General features: G+C 68.0%; 14 protein-coding genes. 10 read left to right on the top strand and 4 right to left on the bottom strand.

Annotated elements, in window-relative coordinates; translation table 11 throughout:
• The first annotated feature begins 3 nt into the window (after positions 1 to 3).
• Positions 4 to 1,545, top strand: a complete 1,542-nt coding sequence (locus AC0J42_RS15505) for a chloride channel protein (protein ID WP_473002310.1) — start codon at positions 4 to 6, stop codon at positions 1,543 to 1,545.
• A 34-nt stretch (positions 1,546 to 1,579) separates the two neighbouring features.
• A complete protein-coding gene (locus tag AC0J42_RS15510) occupies positions 1,580 to 1,903 on the top strand; it encodes a DUF6388 family protein (RefSeq protein ID WP_416424463.1) in 324 nt (107 codons plus the stop codon).
• Between the two features lie 130 nt (positions 1,904 to 2,033).
• Here AC0J42_RS15510 and AC0J42_RS15515 read toward each other — a convergent pair whose 3' ends face one another.
• Both AC0J42_RS15515 and AC0J42_RS15520 read right to left on the bottom strand, forming a co-directional pair.
• Positions 2,034 to 3,464: an NAD-dependent succinate-semialdehyde dehydrogenase gene (locus tag AC0J42_RS15515; protein WP_416424464.1), complete on the bottom strand. Its 1,431-nt coding sequence runs from the start codon at positions 3,462 to 3,464 to the stop codon at positions 2,034 to 2,036.
• A 140-nt stretch (positions 3,465 to 3,604) separates the two neighbouring features.
• On the bottom strand, positions 3,605 to 4,531 hold the full coding sequence (locus AC0J42_RS15520; protein WP_473002311.1) for a Gfo/Idh/MocA family protein: 927 nt from the start codon (positions 4,529 to 4,531) through the stop codon (positions 3,605 to 3,607).
• A 210-nt stretch (positions 4,532 to 4,741) separates the two neighbouring features.
• On the opposite strand from AC0J42_RS15520, the gene AC0J42_RS15525 reads away from it, so the two are divergent.
• Both AC0J42_RS15525 and AC0J42_RS15530 read left to right on the top strand, forming a co-directional pair.
• On the top strand, positions 4,742 to 6,193 hold the full coding sequence (locus AC0J42_RS15525; protein ID WP_473002312.1) for a SulP family inorganic anion transporter: 1,452 nt from the start codon (positions 4,742 to 4,744) through the stop codon (positions 6,191 to 6,193).
• A gap of 190 nt (positions 6,194 to 6,383) precedes the next feature.
• Positions 6,384 to 7,448: an SDR family oxidoreductase gene (locus AC0J42_RS15530; protein WP_473002313.1), complete on the top strand. Its 1,065-nt coding sequence runs from the start codon at positions 6,384 to 6,386 to the stop codon at positions 7,446 to 7,448.
• A 76-nt stretch (positions 7,449 to 7,524) separates the two neighbouring features.
• On the opposite strand, the gene AC0J42_RS15535 is transcribed toward AC0J42_RS15530, so the two are convergent.
• Positions 7,525 to 8,067 (bottom strand): DUF4174 domain-containing protein, encoded by a 543-nt coding sequence (locus AC0J42_RS15535; protein WP_473002314.1) that lies wholly within the window; start codon positions 8,065 to 8,067, stop codon positions 7,525 to 7,527.
• A gap of 323 nt (positions 8,068 to 8,390) precedes the next feature.
• On the opposite strand from AC0J42_RS15535, the gene AC0J42_RS15540 reads away from it, so the two are divergent.
• The 4 genes from AC0J42_RS15540 (at position 8,391) to AC0J42_RS15555 (ending at position 12,369) form a co-directional block, all read left to right on the top strand.
• The gene (locus AC0J42_RS15540; RefSeq protein ID WP_473002315.1) at positions 8,391 to 9,554 is read left to right on the top strand and encodes an alpha/beta hydrolase family protein; all 1,164 of its coding nucleotides are present in this window, start codon (positions 8,391 to 8,393) and stop codon (positions 9,552 to 9,554) included.
• A gap of 96 nt (positions 9,555 to 9,650) precedes the next feature.
• The gene (locus tag AC0J42_RS15545; protein ID WP_416424470.1) at positions 9,651 to 10,904 is read left to right on the top strand and encodes an MFS transporter; all 1,254 of its coding nucleotides are present in this window, start codon (positions 9,651 to 9,653) and stop codon (positions 10,902 to 10,904) included.
• Positions 10,905 to 10,949: 45 nt separating this feature from the next.
• Positions 10,950 to 11,759, top strand: a complete 810-nt coding sequence (locus AC0J42_RS15550; RefSeq protein WP_473002316.1) for an alpha/beta fold hydrolase — start codon at positions 10,950 to 10,952, stop codon at positions 11,757 to 11,759.
• A gap of 157 nt (positions 11,760 to 11,916) precedes the next feature.
• Entirely contained in the window at positions 11,917 to 12,369 is a 453-nt protein-coding gene (locus AC0J42_RS15555; protein ID WP_416424472.1) for a DUF2214 family protein, read from the top strand.
• A 1-nt stretch (position 12,370) separates the two neighbouring features.
• Here AC0J42_RS15555 and aroA read toward each other — a convergent pair whose 3' ends face one another.
• Positions 12,371 to 13,630: a 3-phosphoshikimate 1-carboxyvinyltransferase gene (gene aroA / locus AC0J42_RS15560; RefSeq protein ID WP_473002317.1), complete on the bottom strand. Its 1,260-nt coding sequence runs from the start codon at positions 13,628 to 13,630 to the stop codon at positions 12,371 to 12,373.
• 156 nt (positions 13,631 to 13,786) lie between these two features.
• Between aroA and AC0J42_RS15565 the strand changes: the two genes are divergently transcribed.
• Together AC0J42_RS15565 and AC0J42_RS15570 are read left to right on the top strand one after the other, a co-directional pair.
• Complete coding sequence (locus AC0J42_RS15565; RefSeq protein ID WP_473002318.1) at positions 13,787 to 14,770, top strand: aldo/keto reductase; 984 nt, start codon at positions 13,787 to 13,789, stop codon at positions 14,768 to 14,770.
• Between the two features lie 115 nt (positions 14,771 to 14,885).
• On the top strand, positions 14,886 to 16,043 hold the full coding sequence (locus AC0J42_RS15570) for a lactonase family protein (RefSeq protein ID WP_473002319.1): 1,158 nt from the start codon (positions 14,886 to 14,888) through the stop codon (positions 16,041 to 16,043).
• Positions 16,044 to 16,176: the final 133 nt, after the last annotated feature.

Here is a 16,176-nt window from a genome sequence, read left to right on the forward strand (position 1 = left end):
CCCATGCAGCACAAGGCTGATTTTTCCGTGGACCGGCGGCTGTTCCGCCAAGTGCTGCTGGCCGCCGTGATCGGCGCCCTGGCGGTCGGCGCGGCGGCGGTGCTGCTGGGCCTGATCCACCTGTGCAGCAACCTGTTTTTCTACCAGCGCTTCTCCTTCGCCAACAGCTCGCCGGCGCAGCACCAACTGGGCCTGTGGGTGATTGGCCTGCCGGTGCTGGGCGGGCTGATCGTCGGCCTGATGGCCCGCTACGGCTCCAGCAAGATCCGTGGCCACGGCATTCCCGAGGCCATCGAGGCGATTCTGTTCGGCCAGAGCCGCCTGTCCCTGCGGGTGGCGCTGCTCAAGCCGCTGTCGTCGGCAATCGTGATCGGCAGCGGTGGCCCGTTCGGCGCTGAGGGGCCGATCATCATGACCGGCGGCTCACTGGGTTCGTTGATTGCCCAGCGCTTTCACCTCAGCGCCGCCGAGCGCAAGACCCTGCTGGTGGCCGGCGCCACGGCGGGCATGACCGCGGTATTCGGCACGCCGGTGGCGGCGGTGCTGCTGGCGGTGGAGCTGCTGCTGTTCGAACTGCGCCCGCGCAGCCTGGTGCCGGTGGCTATCGCCTGCGCGGTGGCCGGCTTCCTGCGCCCGCTGCTGATCGCCAGCGAGCCGCTGTTCGCCGTGCAAACCGCGCCGGTGGGCCCCGAGGCGCTGTTCGGTTGCCTGGTGGCGGGCATCGCCAGCGGCCTGCTGTGCACGCTGCTGTCGTGGTCGCTGTACCGCGTGGAAGACCTGTTCGGCAAGCTGCCGCTGCACTGGATGTGGTGGCCGGCCCTGGGTGGCCTGGCCATCGGCATTGGCGGCTATTTCCAGCCACGGGCGCTGGGCATCGGTTTTGATGTGATCGGCGACCTGCTGCACAACCACCTGCTGCTCGGCGCGGCCCTGGCGTTGCTGCTGGTGAAGGCGGTGATCTGGGTGATCGCCCTGGGCTCCGGCACGTCGGGCGGCGTCCTGGCGCCGCTGCTGATGCTCGGCGCCGGCCTGGGCGCGGCGCTGGGCCATGTGCTGCCCGGCGACCACGGCGCGCTGTGGCCGCTGGTGTGCATGGCGGCCACCTTGGCCGGGGTGCTGGGCGCGCCGCTGACGGCGGTGGTGTTCGCCCTGGGCCTGAGCCACGACCTCAATGCGTTGTTGCCATTGCTGCTGACCGTGACCGTGGCGTACACGGTGACCATCGTGATTGCCAAGCGCTCGATCATGACCGAGAAAATCGCCCGGCGCGGCCTGCACATCTACCGCGAGTATTCGGTCGACCCACTGGAGCGCCACGAGGTCAGCGAGGTGATGAGCCACGCGCAGGTGCCGCTGGCGGCCGGCCAGGCGTTCGCCCTGCCCCGGGAAACCTGCCGCGCCGTGGCCGGGCGGATGGTGGCGCTGGGGCTGGAAAGCCTACCGGTGGTGCGTGATGCGCAGAGCCGCGAGGTGATCGGCGTGGTCAGCCGCAGCGACCTGCTCAAGGGCACGCTGGCGGTGCATCAGGAAGAAAGCCTGGCGTAGACTAGGGGCACTGCCACTGCCCATCAGGTACATGATGATCGACCCCGAACAGCGTCACCCCGCCGCCCTGGAACGCTTCCTGGCCGCCCACGACGAGCTCCGCCAGCAGCTGGACCACCTCAACCCGCTGGAAGCCCAGGCCGCCGGCATGACCGCCGCGCAGTACCGCGCCGAGCGCCTGCACGAGGCGTTCGAGCAGGAAGCCGAGGCCCAGGGCCTGTTCGCCTGGGAGCTGACGTTGCAATTGACGGCGGCGACGCCAGAGGAATTCCAGGCGCAGCGCCTGGAGGTTCACAAGGAAGTGGCCGAGATGGCCGGCATGAGCTGGGACGAGTACCGCGAGCTGTACGGGCTGTAAACGCGCCCGTAGCAGCAACTGTTTTTGTGGGAGCTGGCTTGCCAGCGAGTTTTTCGGGCCTCAACAGCTCGCTGGCAAGCCAGCTCCCACAGGACGCAGCCGCCTGCGGCAGCTGCTACGGGGGTGGGGGTCAACCCAGGTGGGTGACCAGCTTGGTCACCAGGTACGCCTCGATCGCCTCGGTGCCGCCTTCCGAACCGTGCCCGGAATCCTTGATGCCGCCGAACGGGATCTCCGGCAGGCCGATGCCCAAGTGGTTGATCGACAGCATGCCCGCTTCCACCCCATCACTCAGGGCCTGGGCGGTTTTCGAGGTGCTGGTGAAGGCGTAGGCCGCCAGGCCGAACGGTAGGCGGTTGGCTTCGGCAATGGCTTCCTCCACCGTGTCGAACGGCACGATCAGCGCCACCGGGCCGAACGGCTCCTCGTTCATCAGGCGCATGCCGGTGTTCAGACCGCTGATCACCGTCGGCGCGAAGAAGTAGCCCGGGCCGTCGATGGCCTTGCCGCCCAGGTGCACGGTAGCGCCGTGGCTGCGTGCGTCGTCCACCAGGGCCTGCAGGGCCGGGGCGCGACGGTCGTTGGCCAGCGGGCCCATCAGCGTGCCCTCTTCCAGGCCGTTGCCGACCTTGATCTTGCCGGCCAGCTCGACGAAGCGGGTCAGGAAGGTCTCGAACACTTCACGCTGCACCAGGAAACGCGTCGGCGACACGCACACCTGCCCGGCGTTGCGGAACTTGGAAGCCACCAGCAGTTGCACGGCCTTTTCCACGTCGGCGTCGGCGAAGACGATGGCCGGCGCGTGGCCGCCCAGTTCCATGGTCGCCGGTTTCATGTGCAGGCCGGCCATGGCCGCCAGTTGCTTGCCCACCGGGGTGGAGCCGGTGAAGGTAACTTTGCGGATCACCGGATGCGGGATCAGGTAGCCGGAAATATCCGCCGGCACGCCATACACCAGGCCAATCACCCCGGCCGGCACACCGGCGTCGGCAAAGGCGCGGATCAGCTCGGCAGGCGACGCCGGGGTTTCTTCCGGGGCCTTGACGATGATCGAGCAGCCGGCGGCCAGGGCCGAGGACAGCTTGCGCACCACCTGGTTGATGGGGAAGTTCCACGGCGTGAAGGCGGCCACTGGGCCCACCGGCTCACTGATCACCCGCTGCTCGATACCCTGGGCGCGCGAGGGCACGATGCGGCCGTAGCTGCGGCGGCCTTCCTCGGCCAGCCAGTCGATGATGTCGGCGGCGGCAAGGGTTTCGGCGCGGGCCTCGGCCACGGGCTTGCCCTGCTCCAGGGTCATCAGCGTGGCGATGTGGTCGGCGCGTTCGCGCAGCAGCTCGCCGGCCTTGCGCATGATCTTGTAGCGGTCGAAGGCGCTGACCTTGCGCCAGGTCTCGAAACCACGCTGGGCGGCGGCCAGGGCCTGATCCAGGTCGGCGATGTCGGCGTGGGCCACGCTGCCGATGGTGTCACCGGTGGCGGGGTTGACCACGGGGATGCTGCGCCCGTCCGCCGCGTTCTGCCATTGACCGTTGATGTAAAGCTGCACTTGCGGGTACATACGGGACTCCCTCGATGTGAACGGATGGTGAGACAACCTGTAGCCGCTGCCGAAGGCTGCGCTGGCCCCTGAGCATACCGAAGATCTCCGGCGTGCGGGACGGCCAGCGCAGCCTGGCGGCAGCGGCTACGAATGCGGCGTTAATCATGAAACTCGTCAACCAGCGTGCGGCTGCCGGCCATGAAGGCGTCGGCCACCAGGCGCAGCGGTTGCAGGTCGGCGTCGCTGGCCTGGCGCTGGATCAGCTGGGCGAAATGCGCGTACAGCGACGGGTATTCGGCCTCCGGCGGCAGCGCCTGGGGCTGGTCATCGATGAACAGCGCCGCACCGGCTTGCTCCAGGCGCAGCACGCCGTCATCGGTCTCGATGACGATGCGCCAGATGTCCGGCTCAGGGTGGTCCCAATCAAAATCGGCGGTCACCGGCAGGCCACGGGCGTCGGCCATCTGCAGCCGCGCGGCGATGGGCGCCTGGTGGTTGGCCGGCACGTCCAGCTGCGCGGCTGTGACGAACAGCGGCTCGGGCAGCAGCGCAGTGACGATGGACAAGGCGTTGATGCCCGGGTCGAACACGCCCTGGCCGCCGGCCTGCCAGATCCACGCCTGGCCGGGGTGCCATTTGCGCACGTCTTCCTTCCAGGTGATGGCCACGCTGCGCAGCACCCGCCCCTCCAGCCACTGGCGCGCCGGCTGCACGGCCGGGGCGAAGCGCGAGTGCCAGGCGAACAGGCAAGTGACGCCATGGGCGCGGGCCAGGTCCACCAGCGCCATGGCCTCGCCGAGGCTGGCGCACGGCGGCTTTTCCACCAGCACGTGCTTGCCGGCCAGCAGCGCCTCGCGCACCTGGGCGTAGCGGCCCTGGGGCGGCGTGCAGAAAGCCACGGCGGCCACGGCCGGGCCGTCGGCCAGCAGCGCGTCGAGGCTGCGGAAATTGGCCACGCCGGGGCACGGCTGGCCCAGGGTGGCCACGGCCTGCAGGCGCCAGGCCGGGTTGCCGAGGATGGCCGGCACGTGCTGGTCCTGGGCGATCTTGCCGTAGCCGACGAGGCCCAGCGAAAGGTGCTCCATGGTGCGACTCCTGTTGCAATCGGGATTTGTTGTTATGGACAGGCAGCAAGGTGGACGGCTGAGTCTAAACCATCCAGGCGGAGGTACGACAACCGCCGACGGTCAAAATAAGTGGTCGGTCCGGTCCATTTCTCTTTAAAATGGCCACCATTCCCTTTTCACGCGCTCGCCTGTCCCCAGGCGGGTTTGGCTGTTCACGCAAGGAAACCCATGTCCCTGTCTTCCATTCGCGGCAACGTCCTGGCCGGGCTGACGTCATCGTTCGCCCTGGTGCCGGAGTGCATCGCCTTCGCCCTGGTGGCGCAACTCAACCCGTTGATGGGCCTGTACGGCGCCTTCATCATCTGCACCCTGACCGCGCTGTTCGGCGGCCGCCCGGCGATGATCTCCGGCGCGGCGGGCTCCATGGCCGTGGTCATCGTGGCGCTGGTGGTGCAGCACGGCGTGCAGTACCTGCTGGCCACGGTGGTGCTGGGCGGGCTGATCATGGTGCTGTTCGGCCTGCTGCGCCTGGGCAAGCTGATCCGCATGGTGCCGCACCCGGTGATGCTGGGCTTCGTCAACGGCCTGGCGATCATCATCGCGCTGTCGCAGCTGGAGCACTTCAAGGTCGGCAGCAGCTGGCTGCAAGGTACGCCGCTGGCAACCATGCTGGGCCTGGTGGCGCTGACCATGGCCATTGTCTACCTGCTGCCGCGGCTGACCCGCGCAGTGCCGCCGGCACTGGTGGCCATCGTCGGCGTCAGCCTGCTGGTGTATGCCCTGGGCCTGCCCACCCGCACCCTCAGCGACATGGCGCACATCGCCGGCGGCCTGCCCAGCCTGCACTGGCCCACCGTGCCAATGAACCTTGAGACGCTGAAGATCATCGCCCCCTATGCGGTGCTGATGGCCATGGTCGGCCTGCTGGAAACCCTGCTGACCTTCAACCTCACCGACGAGCTGACCGAGACCCAGGGCCAGCCCAACCGTGAGTGCGTGGCGCTGGGCATGGCCAACGTGGCGTCGGGGCTGTTCGGCGGCATGGGCGGTTGCGCCATGATCGGCCAGACCGTGATCAACCTCAGCTCCGGCGGCCGTGGGCGGCTGTCGGGGGTGGTGAGCGGCATCATGGTGCTGCTGTTCATTTTGTTCCTGTCGCCGCTGATCGAGCGCATTCCACTGGCCGCCCTGGCCGGGGTGATGTTCGTGGTGGCCCAGCAGACCTTCGCCTGGGGCTCGCTGCGGGTGCTGGGCAAGGTGCCGCGCCAGGACGCGGTGGTGATCGTGGCGGTGACCGTCATCACCGTGTTCACCGACCTGGCCACGGCCGTACTGTGCGGCATCCTCATCGCGGCGCTGGCGTTTGCCTGGCAGCACGCCCGGGAAATCCGCGCCGATGCCGACGCCAGCCAGCCCGGGCGCAAGCGCTACACCCCCCACGGCACGCTGTTCTTCGCCTCGACCACGCACTTCCAGGCGCTGTTCGACCCACGCAACGACCCGGATGAGGTCATCGTCGACTGCCGCCACCTGCACCTGGCCGACCATTCGGCAATTGCCGCGCTGGAAGCGCTGGCGGCGCGGTATGAGAAGGCTGGCAAGGGGTTTGTGCTGGAGCAGTTGTCGGCGCGCAATCAGCAGTTGTTGCAGCGCGCGGGGGCGGCCGTTGCGGTGAATTGAGGGCCCGGACGCGACGTTGTTGTGGGAGCTGGCTTGCCAGCGAGCTGTTGAGGCCCTAAAAACTCGCTGGCAAGCCAGCTCCCACAGAGACAGTTGCTGCTACAGGGCTGCGTCCCAGGGCCGCACGGGTTGGATCGCACGCCATCTGCCGTTAAGGTGTAACAACATTTGTTGTTGCACAGAGGCAGACATGACAGAAATTGCATTGGTAGTGGGTGCCAGTGGCATCGTCGGCCGCGCGGTGACCCGCGTGCTGGCCGAGAACACCAACTGGAAGGTGGCGGGCCTGTCGCGCCACCCGGACCTGGCGCCGGGCATCATCCCCATTGCCGCCGACCTGCAAGACCCCGCCGCCCTGGCCAGTGCCCTCGCCGGCCTGTCACCCACCCACCTGTTCATCACCACTTGGTCGCGCCAGGCCAGCGAGGCGGAAAACATCCGCGTCAACGCCGGCATGGTGCGCAACGTGCTCGACGCCCTGCGCGGCGCCCGCAGCCTGCGCCACGTGGCGCTGGTCACCGGCCTCAAGCACTACCTGGGCCCGTTCGAGGCCTACGGCCAGGGCAGCCTGCCACAGACCCCGTTCCGCGAAAGCCAGGGCCGCCTGGACGTGGAAAACTTCTACTACGCCCAGGAAGACGAGCTGTTCGCCGCCGCCAAGCGCGACCATTTCACCTGGAGCGTGCACCGCCCGCACACCATCACCGGCGTGGCCGTGGGCAACGCCATGAACATGGCCACCACCCTCGCCGTCTACGCCAGCGTGTGCAAGGCCACGGGCCGGCCGTTCGTGTTCCCCGGCTCGCGGGTGCAGTGGGACAGCCTTACCGACATGACCGACGCGCGCATCCTCGCCCGCCAACTGCTGTGGGCCGCCACCACGCCGGCGGCGGCCAACGAGGCCTTCAACGTCACCAACGGCGACGTGTTCCGCTGGAGCTGGATGTGGGGGCGTATTGCCGACTGGTTTGGCCTGGAGGCCGCGCCGTTCCCCGAGCAGCCCATGCCCCTGGCCGCGCAGATGGCCGGCGACCAGGCCACCTGGAGCGCCCTGGCGGCGGAACATGGCTTGCAGGAACGTGATATCGAGCGGCTGATTTCGCCGTGGCACACCGACGCCGACCTGGGCCGGCCGGTGGAAGTGGTGACCGACATGTCCAAGAGCCGGCGGCTGGGCTTCGTCGATTTCCAGGCCAGTGACCAGGCGTTCTTCGATGTGTTCGCGCAGTTGCGGGCGGAGCGGTTGATTCCCTGAACGAGTTGTGGGAGCTGGCTTGCCAGCGAGCCTTTGATTGTCAAAAACTCGCTGGCAAGCCAGCTCCCACATGCCATCAATCGTCCAGCGACTGCGGCTCCGCAGCCTTCGCGGCCTTGCCCGCCTTGGCGCCCTTGGCTGGCTTGCCTGGCTCTGCCGCTGGCGCCGCCGGGGCTGGCGCTGCCGCTTCCTTCTCGGCCATGGGCATGGCGTCCACGGTGTCGAACACCTCCTTGAGCTCAACCGGGCCGCTTTTCTCCAGCTTCTTGGTGCCGTCCTTGCCCACCAGGATGGTCTTGGGCAGCTCGCCGGCGCCCAGGCTCAGGCTGCGGATCAGGGCCATGGTGGCCTGGGGGTCGAGGTTCTTGCCCTCGCGCTGGCCAATCATGTTGACCACGGTGTACAGCACCAGGCTGCGCTGGGCGAAGGCCTGCTTGTTGGCCGGGTCCTTCAGCGCGTCCTGGAAATGCACCAGGGTGGGGTCCACCGAGCTGCGCGCGATGATGATCAAGGGCCGGGTCTTGCCCTGCTCCTGCGCCAACGGCGAGTCGCTGTCGGCGGCCAGCACGGGGCCAGCGAGCGCTACAAGGGCAGCCAGGGCCAGAGACCGAATGAGCATGTACACCTCCATTTCATATTGACGCCCTAATGACTACAGGACTGGGCGAAAGGTCCGACTTATGGCGTTGAATTTGTAAGTTTTTTCAACAGGCTCGGCTGTAGCTTAGGCGAGCCGGGCCGGTGCGCAAGCCAGATTGGCCCATGACGCGGCCTGGCGGCCGCTGCTACGAGGGCCGCGTCCGGCCAAAGCCCGTCCCAATGTATCCACCACCCCGCGTATATGTAGCAAAAATTTACCCAGCTTTTACCCGCCCCGCGCCCTATCTGGCCCGCGGGTTCTGCATAATCGCCGCTTTCGTTTCCTGTTCAAGCAGAGTCGTTATGTCAATGCTGCCTTCTACCCTTGCCCGCTTCCTCCGCCCCCTGGCCGCCGCCGTTGCGCTGGCCGCCCTGGGCGCCTGTTCCAGCCCACCGCCCGCCGATGACGACGGCATGGTGTCGCTGCAGGAATACCTGAAGACCGCCTACAACCCCGGCCAGTCCAACAAGCTCGACGGCTGGGCCACGCGCTGGACCTGGGGCACCCACCAGGTCAACCTGTCGCTGCTGGTGCCCGCCGGCCAGAAAAACGTGCCGCTGGTGGTCTACCTGCCGGGCCTCGGCGAAGACGACAGCGCCGGCCAGCTGTGGCGCCAGAGCTGGGCCAACGCCGGCTACGCCGTGCTGACCGTGCAGCCGACCCGTTACGACTCATCGGTCTATAAATCGGCCGACGCCCAGGCCGGCGCCTTCCGTGGCATCGCCGCCAACAGCTACGGCGACCAGGCCTTGCAGGCGCGGGTCGCCGAGGTGGTGACCGTGCTCGCCGAGGTGCGCCGCCGCGGCCTGGCCGGTGAAGCCGGCTTCAACGCCGTGGACGTGCAGCGCACCGTGGTCGCCGGCTACGACCTGGGCGCGCAGACCGCCGCCGCCCTGGCCGGCGAGCGCGACGCAGGGCAGCCGCGCCTGACCGAGTGGCGGCCGCTGGGTGCCATCGTCCTCAGCCCCTACGTGGCTGCCGGCGCCGACCCTGCGCGCTTCGCCCAGGTCGACACGCCGGTGCTCAGCGTCACCGGCCCGATGGACGAAGATCCCTTCAGCTGGGTGGCCAGCGCCCAGCAGCGCTTTGCCTTCTTCGCCGGCCTGGGCACCCAGGGCGGCTACCAGTTGCGCCTGCAGGACGCCAGCCACAAGGACCTGTCCGGCACCGTGGCGCACGCCGGCGGCGGCAGCAAACCCGGCGACAGCAAGGGTGAGCGCCGCCACGGTGGCGGCCCCGAAGGCGGTGGCCCGGGCGGGCCTGGCGGCGAAGGCCGTGGCGGCGCCAAGCCGGTGGACCTGGGCGTGGACCGTCGCCAGGCCGCCAGCGTGGCCGCCATCAGCACCGCCTGGCTCGACGCCACGGTCAAGCACGCACCCACCGCCCAGCAATGGCTCGACCAGCAGGCCGGCCAATGGCTGGGCCCGGTGGGCCGCCTGGAACACAAGGCCAGCAGCGCGCACTGAGCACGGCGCTTGACAGCCTGACGCCGGGCCACTGAAGATCGAAGATAGGAAGCTAACGGCTTTCTGTCTTCGCTCCAGTCTTCGGGAACCGGTTTTGTGAAAGGCACCTTCCGCTCGCTCCGCATCTACAACTACCGCGTCTGGGCCAGCGGCGCGTTGATCTCCAACATCGGCACCTGGATGCAACGCACGGCGCAGGACTGGCTGGTACTGGTGCAACTGACCCACGAAAGCGCCACCGCCGTGGGCATCGTCATGGCCCTGCAGTTCGGCCCTTACCTGTTGCTGATGCCCTTCACCGGCCTTGCCGCCGACCATTTCGACCGCCGCAAGCTGGTGATGACCACCCAGGCGCTGTCCGGCGCCCTGGCGTTGGCGTTGGGGATACTCACCCTGACTGGCGTCGTGCAGTTGTGGCACGTGTACGTCTTCGCCTTCCTGTTTGGCTGCGTCAGCGCCTTCGACTCCACCGCCCGCCAGACCTTCGTCGCTGAGCTTGTGGGCGACAAGGAGCTGTCCAACGCCGTGGCGCTCAATTCCACCTCCTTCAACGCCGCACGGATGATCGGCCCGGCCGTGGCCGGGGTGCTCATCGCCGCCATCGGCAGCGGCTGGGTATTCCTGCTTAACGCCGCCTCGTTCGGCGCCGTGCTGGTGTCGCTGCGCTGGCTGCGGGTGGCCGACCTGCGCCCGCTGGAACGCACCAAGAGCAGCCGCGCCGGCCTGGCCGAGGGCTTCGCCTACGTGTGGCGGCGGCCCGACCTGCTGGCGATCCTGTGGATGTACTTCCTGATCGGCACCTTCGGCCTGAACTTCCCGATCTTCATTTCCACCATGTCGGTCACGGTGTTCCACCAGGGCGCCAGCGAATACGGCGTGCTCACCTCGTGCATGGCCGTGGGCTCGGTGCTCGGCGCCCTGCTCTCGGCCAGCCGCGCCACGCCGCGCATGGGCGCGCTGCTGGCCGGCGCCCTGTTGTTTGGCCTGGGCACGGGCCTGGCGGCGCTGATGCCCGGCTACTGGTGGTTCGGCCTGACCCTGACGGCCGTGGGTATTTCTGCACAAACCTTCACCACCACCGCCAACAGCGCCGTGCAGCTGTCCACCGAGCCGGCCATGCGCGGGCGGGTGATGGCCATCCTGCTGGCCATCGCCGTGGGCGGTACTCCGTTGGGCGCACCCGTGGTCGGCTGGGTGGCCGACGTCTGCGGCCCTCGCTGGGCCCTGGGCATCGGCGCGGCCTCGGGCCTGCTGGCGGCGGCGGTGGCCCTGGGTTACTTGGTGAAACACAAAGGCCTGCGCGTGCGTTGGGAAAACGGCCGGCTTCGGCATAGGCTGGACATGCCCTGAGCAACCTTGCCGGGGCGCATTATTTTCAGGACGAAGGAATAGCCCATGCCCCACTTCATCATCGACGGCCAGCCGCTGCACTACACCGACCAGGGAACGGGTGAAGTCATCCTGCTGGCCCACAGCTACCTGTGGGACCAGCACATGTGGGCGCCCCAGGTGCAGGCCCTGCAGGACCACTACCGGGTCATCGTGCCCGAGCTCTGGGGCCATGGTGCCTCCGGGCCGCTGCCCGCCAGCACCCGCTCGCTCACCGACCTGGCCCGCCAGGTCATGGCACTGCTAGACCACCTGACCATCGAGCGCTGCAACCTGGTGGGCCTGTCGGTAGGCGGCATGTGGGGCGCGAAGCTGGCCATGGACGCGCCCGAACGCATCGACCGGGTGGTGCTGATGGACACCTACGTGGGCGCCGAGGACGAACCCAAGCGCCAGTATTATTTCTCGCTGCTGCGCCAGCTGGAGGATGAAGACGGCATGAGCCCGGCGCTGCTGGACATCGTCGTGCCCATGTACTTCCACCCCGACGCCGACCTGCAGTCGCCGCTGTGCCGGGCGTTCCGTGCCGCGCTGGCGGCAATGCCCGCCGAGGTGGCACGCCAGAGCATCGCGCCCCTGGGGCGCATCATCTTCGGCCGCGAAGACCTGCGCGACCGCCTGCATGAGCTGGACCCGCGCAAGACCCTGGTGATGTGCGGCGACCGCGACATCCCCCGGCCACCCCACGAAACGGTGGAAATGGCCCGGCTGATTGGCTGCGCGCAGGTGCTGGTGCCCGACGCAGGGCATATCTCCAACCTGGAGAACCCCGGGTTCGTCACCGACACCCTGCTGAGCTTCCTCGCCAGCCGCTGATGACAGCCATACCGCGGCGACGCCGGACGCATGCCCGTAGCAGCGGCCGCCGGCCGCGTCATGGCCTACGCGGTGCAACAGGCATGTCGTGGCGCGGCCGGACGCAGCCTGCGGCAGCTGCTACGGTGAAGGGTGTCCTCGTTGCCGAGTCGCTGCCATGAGCCAAGCCATCGCCGCCTACCTGCATTACCTGTCGATTTTCGCGCTGTTCGCCCTGCTGTCGCTGGAGCATGTGCTGCTCAAGCCCGAGCCGACACTGGCCCAGGCACGCAGCCTGATTCGCGTGGACATGCTGTTCGGGATTGCTGCCGGGCTGGTGCTGCTGACGGGGCTGGCGCGCCTGCTGTGGTTCGCCAAGGGGCCGACGTACTACCTGCACAATGGCTTCTTCCACGCCAAGGTGGCGCTGTTCGTGCTGATCGGCCTGTTGTCGATCCTGCCCACCGTGCGCTTCCTGGGTTGGCGCGCAGCGGTCAAGGCCGGCAGGGCACCGGCCGTGAGCGCGGCCAGTGTGCGGCAGATGACGATGGTCATCCGGCTGGAACTGGCGCTGCTGGTGCTGGTGCCGTTGATGGCCACGCTGATGGCGCGTGGCTTCGGCACCTTCTGACTCAACCGTGGGTGTAGGTCACGCCCAGCGAAGCCAGGGCGTCCCAGTAGCGCGGGTAGGTCTTGCCCACGCACAGCGGGTCCTGGATACAGATACCCGCCACCTTCAAGCCGGCCAGGGCAAAGCACATGGCAATGCGGTGGTCGGAATGGGTGTCGATCAGCGCGTCACAGGTGGTGCCGGCCAGGGCCGGGTCGGCGTGCACCAGCAAGTCGTCGCCTTCCACCGTCGACAGGCCCGGGCGAATGGCGTTCAGGCCGTCGTCCAGCGCCGCCACGCGGTCGCATTCCTTGACGCGCAGGTTGGCCAGTTCCACGAAGCGCACCGGCGTGGCGTTGAACGCCGCCAGCACTGCCAGGGTCGGAATGGCGTCCTGCATCTGCGAGCCGTTGATCACTGCCGGCATGTGCGGGAACTGGGCGATGTAGTCCTGGGCCTTGGCGTCCGGCTGGGTGAAGGCGTCGTCGGCCACGCCCAGGTCGATGCGCCCGCCGGTCAGGGCCTGGGCCGCCCACAGGTAGGTGGCCGCCGAGGCGTCGGGCTCGATGAAGTAGTCACCAGCCACGTAGCCGGTGGGCTGCACGCGCCAAGTGACGTCGTCCAGCTGCTCCACCTGGGCACCGAAGGCGCGCATGCAGGCCAGGGTCAGGTCCACGTAGCCGCGGGCGCCGATGTCCTTGCCGGTCAGGGCCACGTCGATGGGCGCGGTGCCGCAGGCGGCGACCATCAGCAGGGCCGAGACGTACTGGCTGGACAGGCCGCCATCGATCTCGAAACGCTGGGCCTGCAGGCGGCCGGTGCCCTTGACCTGCACCGGCGGGCAGCCGGTGGCGCTGTGCACGTCGACGCCGCCGGCGCGCAACGAAGCCAGCAGCGGGCCAATCGGGCGCTTCTGCATGTAGTGGTCGCCGTCCAGGGTGACGTCGCCGTTGACCGTGGCCACGGCGGCGGTCAGGAAGCGCACGGCGGTGCCGGCGTTGCCCAGGAACAGTGGCTCGGCCGGCACCTGCAGCTGGCCGCTGCTGGTGACCACGAAGGTGGTGTCGTCCGGCTCTTCGATGACCACGCCCATCTGCCGCAGGGCATTGGACATGTGCCGTGTGTCGTCGCTTTTCAGCGCGCCGTCCAGGCGGCTGGTGCCCTTGGCCAGGGCGGCCAGCAGCAGCGCACGGTTGGTGATCGATTTCGACCCGGGTGGCGAAACCTGTCCGTTCAGGGCAAAGCCAGGCGGGATCACCGTGATTGTTTGTTGCGCAGCCATTTGTTCAACACTCCCCACTCGAAAACCTTGCCGACGGTACAACCCCAGCAATAAAGATTCCCATCATGCCATTTATGCGCCGCCAGTTGCACCCCGGCGGGGCCCGGGACTAGGCTGGAGACGCAAAATGGACCATTTCGACCACAGGAGCGCTGCATGAAGACCGTCAACCTGGGCAGCACGGGCCTCAAGGTTTCCCCCCTGGCCCTGGGCTGCATGACCTACGGGGTGCCCAACCGCGGCAAACACCCCTGGACCCTGGACGAACAGGCCAGCCGCCCGCTGATCAAGCAGGCGCTGGAACTGGGCATCAACTTCTTCGACACCGCCAACAGTTACTCCGACGGCACCAGCGAGGAGATCGTCGGCCGCGCCTTGCGCGACTACGCCCGGCGCGACGAGATCGTCATCGCCACCAAGGTGTACTTCCCGATGCGCGCGGCGCCCAACGTCGGCGGCCTGTCGCGCAAGGCCATTTTCACCGAGATCGATAACAGCCTGCGCCGCCTGGGCACCGACTACGTCGACCTGTACCAGATCCACCGCTGGGACTACGACACGCCCATCGAGGAAACCCTGGAAGCGCTGCACGACGTGGTCAAGGCCGGCAAGGCCCTGCACATCGGCGCCTCGTCCATGCACGCCTGGCAGTTCGCCAAGGCCCTGGCCACCTCGGAGCGCCACGGCTGGACGAAGTTTGTATCGATGCAGGACCACCTCAACCTGATCAACCGCGAGGAAGAGCGCGAAATGCTGCCGCTATGCCGCGACGCCGGCATCGCCGTGCTGCCCTGGAGCCCGCTGGCCCGCGGCCGCCTGACCCGCGACTGGCACCAGGGCACCGCGCGCACCGAGACCGACGACTACGGCAAGAGCCTGTACCAGCCCCACACCGAGGACAGCGACCGGCAGATCGTCGAGGCCGTGGCAAGGGTGGCCGCGGCCCGTGGCGTGCCACGCGCGCAGGTGGCGCTGGCGTGGGTGATGCAGACCCCGGGCGTGACCGCGCCGCTGGTGGGCGCCTCGAAGGCCGAGCACCTGACCGACGCCGTGGCAGCATTGGCGCTGAAGCTTGAGCCCGAGGAGATCGACCAACTGCAGGCGCCGTATATTCCCCACACGGTGGTTGGCTTTACGTAAACCCCAGGACGCGGCCTGTAGCAGCGGCCACAGGCCGCGTCCAGGGCAAATGAATATTGACAAATGTCATACGACGTCTGATAACCTCAAGGCACAATAACAAGGAGTCGTGCCCATGCCCTCCCCGCTTCCACGCCTGGCCCGCCGGGCCATCCCCTTCCTTTTCGCCACCCTAGCCAGTCAGGTAACCATGGCCTCTACCTTCGTCTACGTCTCCAACGCCGCCGATGGCACTGTGTCCACCTACCAGCTGGACGCCGCCAACGGCACGCTCACCCCCGGCCAGGTCGCCAAGGCCGGCGCCAACGTCATGCCCATGGCCGTGAGCCCCGACCGCAGCCGCCTGTACGCCGCCGTGCGCTCGCAGCCCTACCGCGTGCAGACCTTCAGCATCGCCCCGGGCGACGGCCACCTGACCCAGGTCAGCGAAAGCCCGGCCCCGGACAGCTACGCCTATATTTCCCTGGACCAGACCGGCCACTACCTGTTTGGCGCCTCCTACGACAACGACATCATGACCGTCACCCGCGTCGACCAGGCCAAGGTCGCCGACGCCCCGCTGCACACCCTCAAGACCGCGCAGAACGCCCACTCGGTGCGCATCGACAAGGCCAACCGCACCCTGCTGGTGGCCAACCTGGGCGGCGAGCGCGTGCTGCAGTACCACTTCGACAGCCATACCGGCGCCGTCACCCCCTACGCCCCCGCCCACCTGGCCGCACCCGAGGGCCTGGGGCCGCGCCACCTGGCGTTCGCGCCGGACAACCGCTTCGTCTACGTGCTGGACGAGCTGCAGGACAAGGTCATCAGCTACGCCCTGGACGCCAATAGCGGCCAGCTCACCCAAGTGGCCGTCAGCAGCAGCCTGCCCGCCGACCACGGCTTGAAGCCGGGCGCGCCGCGTGGCCCGTCGCGGGTAGGCACGCCCGCCATGCAGGCCCACGCCGACAACAGCCAGGACATCTGGGCCGCCGACATCCACGTCACGCCCGACGGCAACTACCTGTACACCAGCGAGCGCACCAGCAGCGTGCTGTCGGCGTTCAAGGTGGACAAGGCCCACGGCACCCTCAGCCTGATCGGCACCTTTGCCACCGAGAAGCAGCCGCGCGGCTTTGCCATCAGCGCCGACAGCCGCCACCTGATCTGCACCGGGGAAAAATCCACGCAACTGTCGGTGTTCGACATCGACCCGGCCACCGGCCGCCTCAGCCTCAACGGCCGCTACCCCACCGGCAACGGCGCCAACTGGGTCGAAATCGTCACCCTCTAACCCGTAGCAGCGGCCGCAAGGCCGCGTCCGCAGCCTTATTCCAACAACCCAGCCAAACAGCGAAAAATATTCTACGCACAGGCAATATTGACGCGCATAAATCAATAATTTTCCCCCTTCCTGCGGGTAAGCT

Source organism: Pseudomonas sp. Tav-5-1A, from assembly GCF_055755055.1.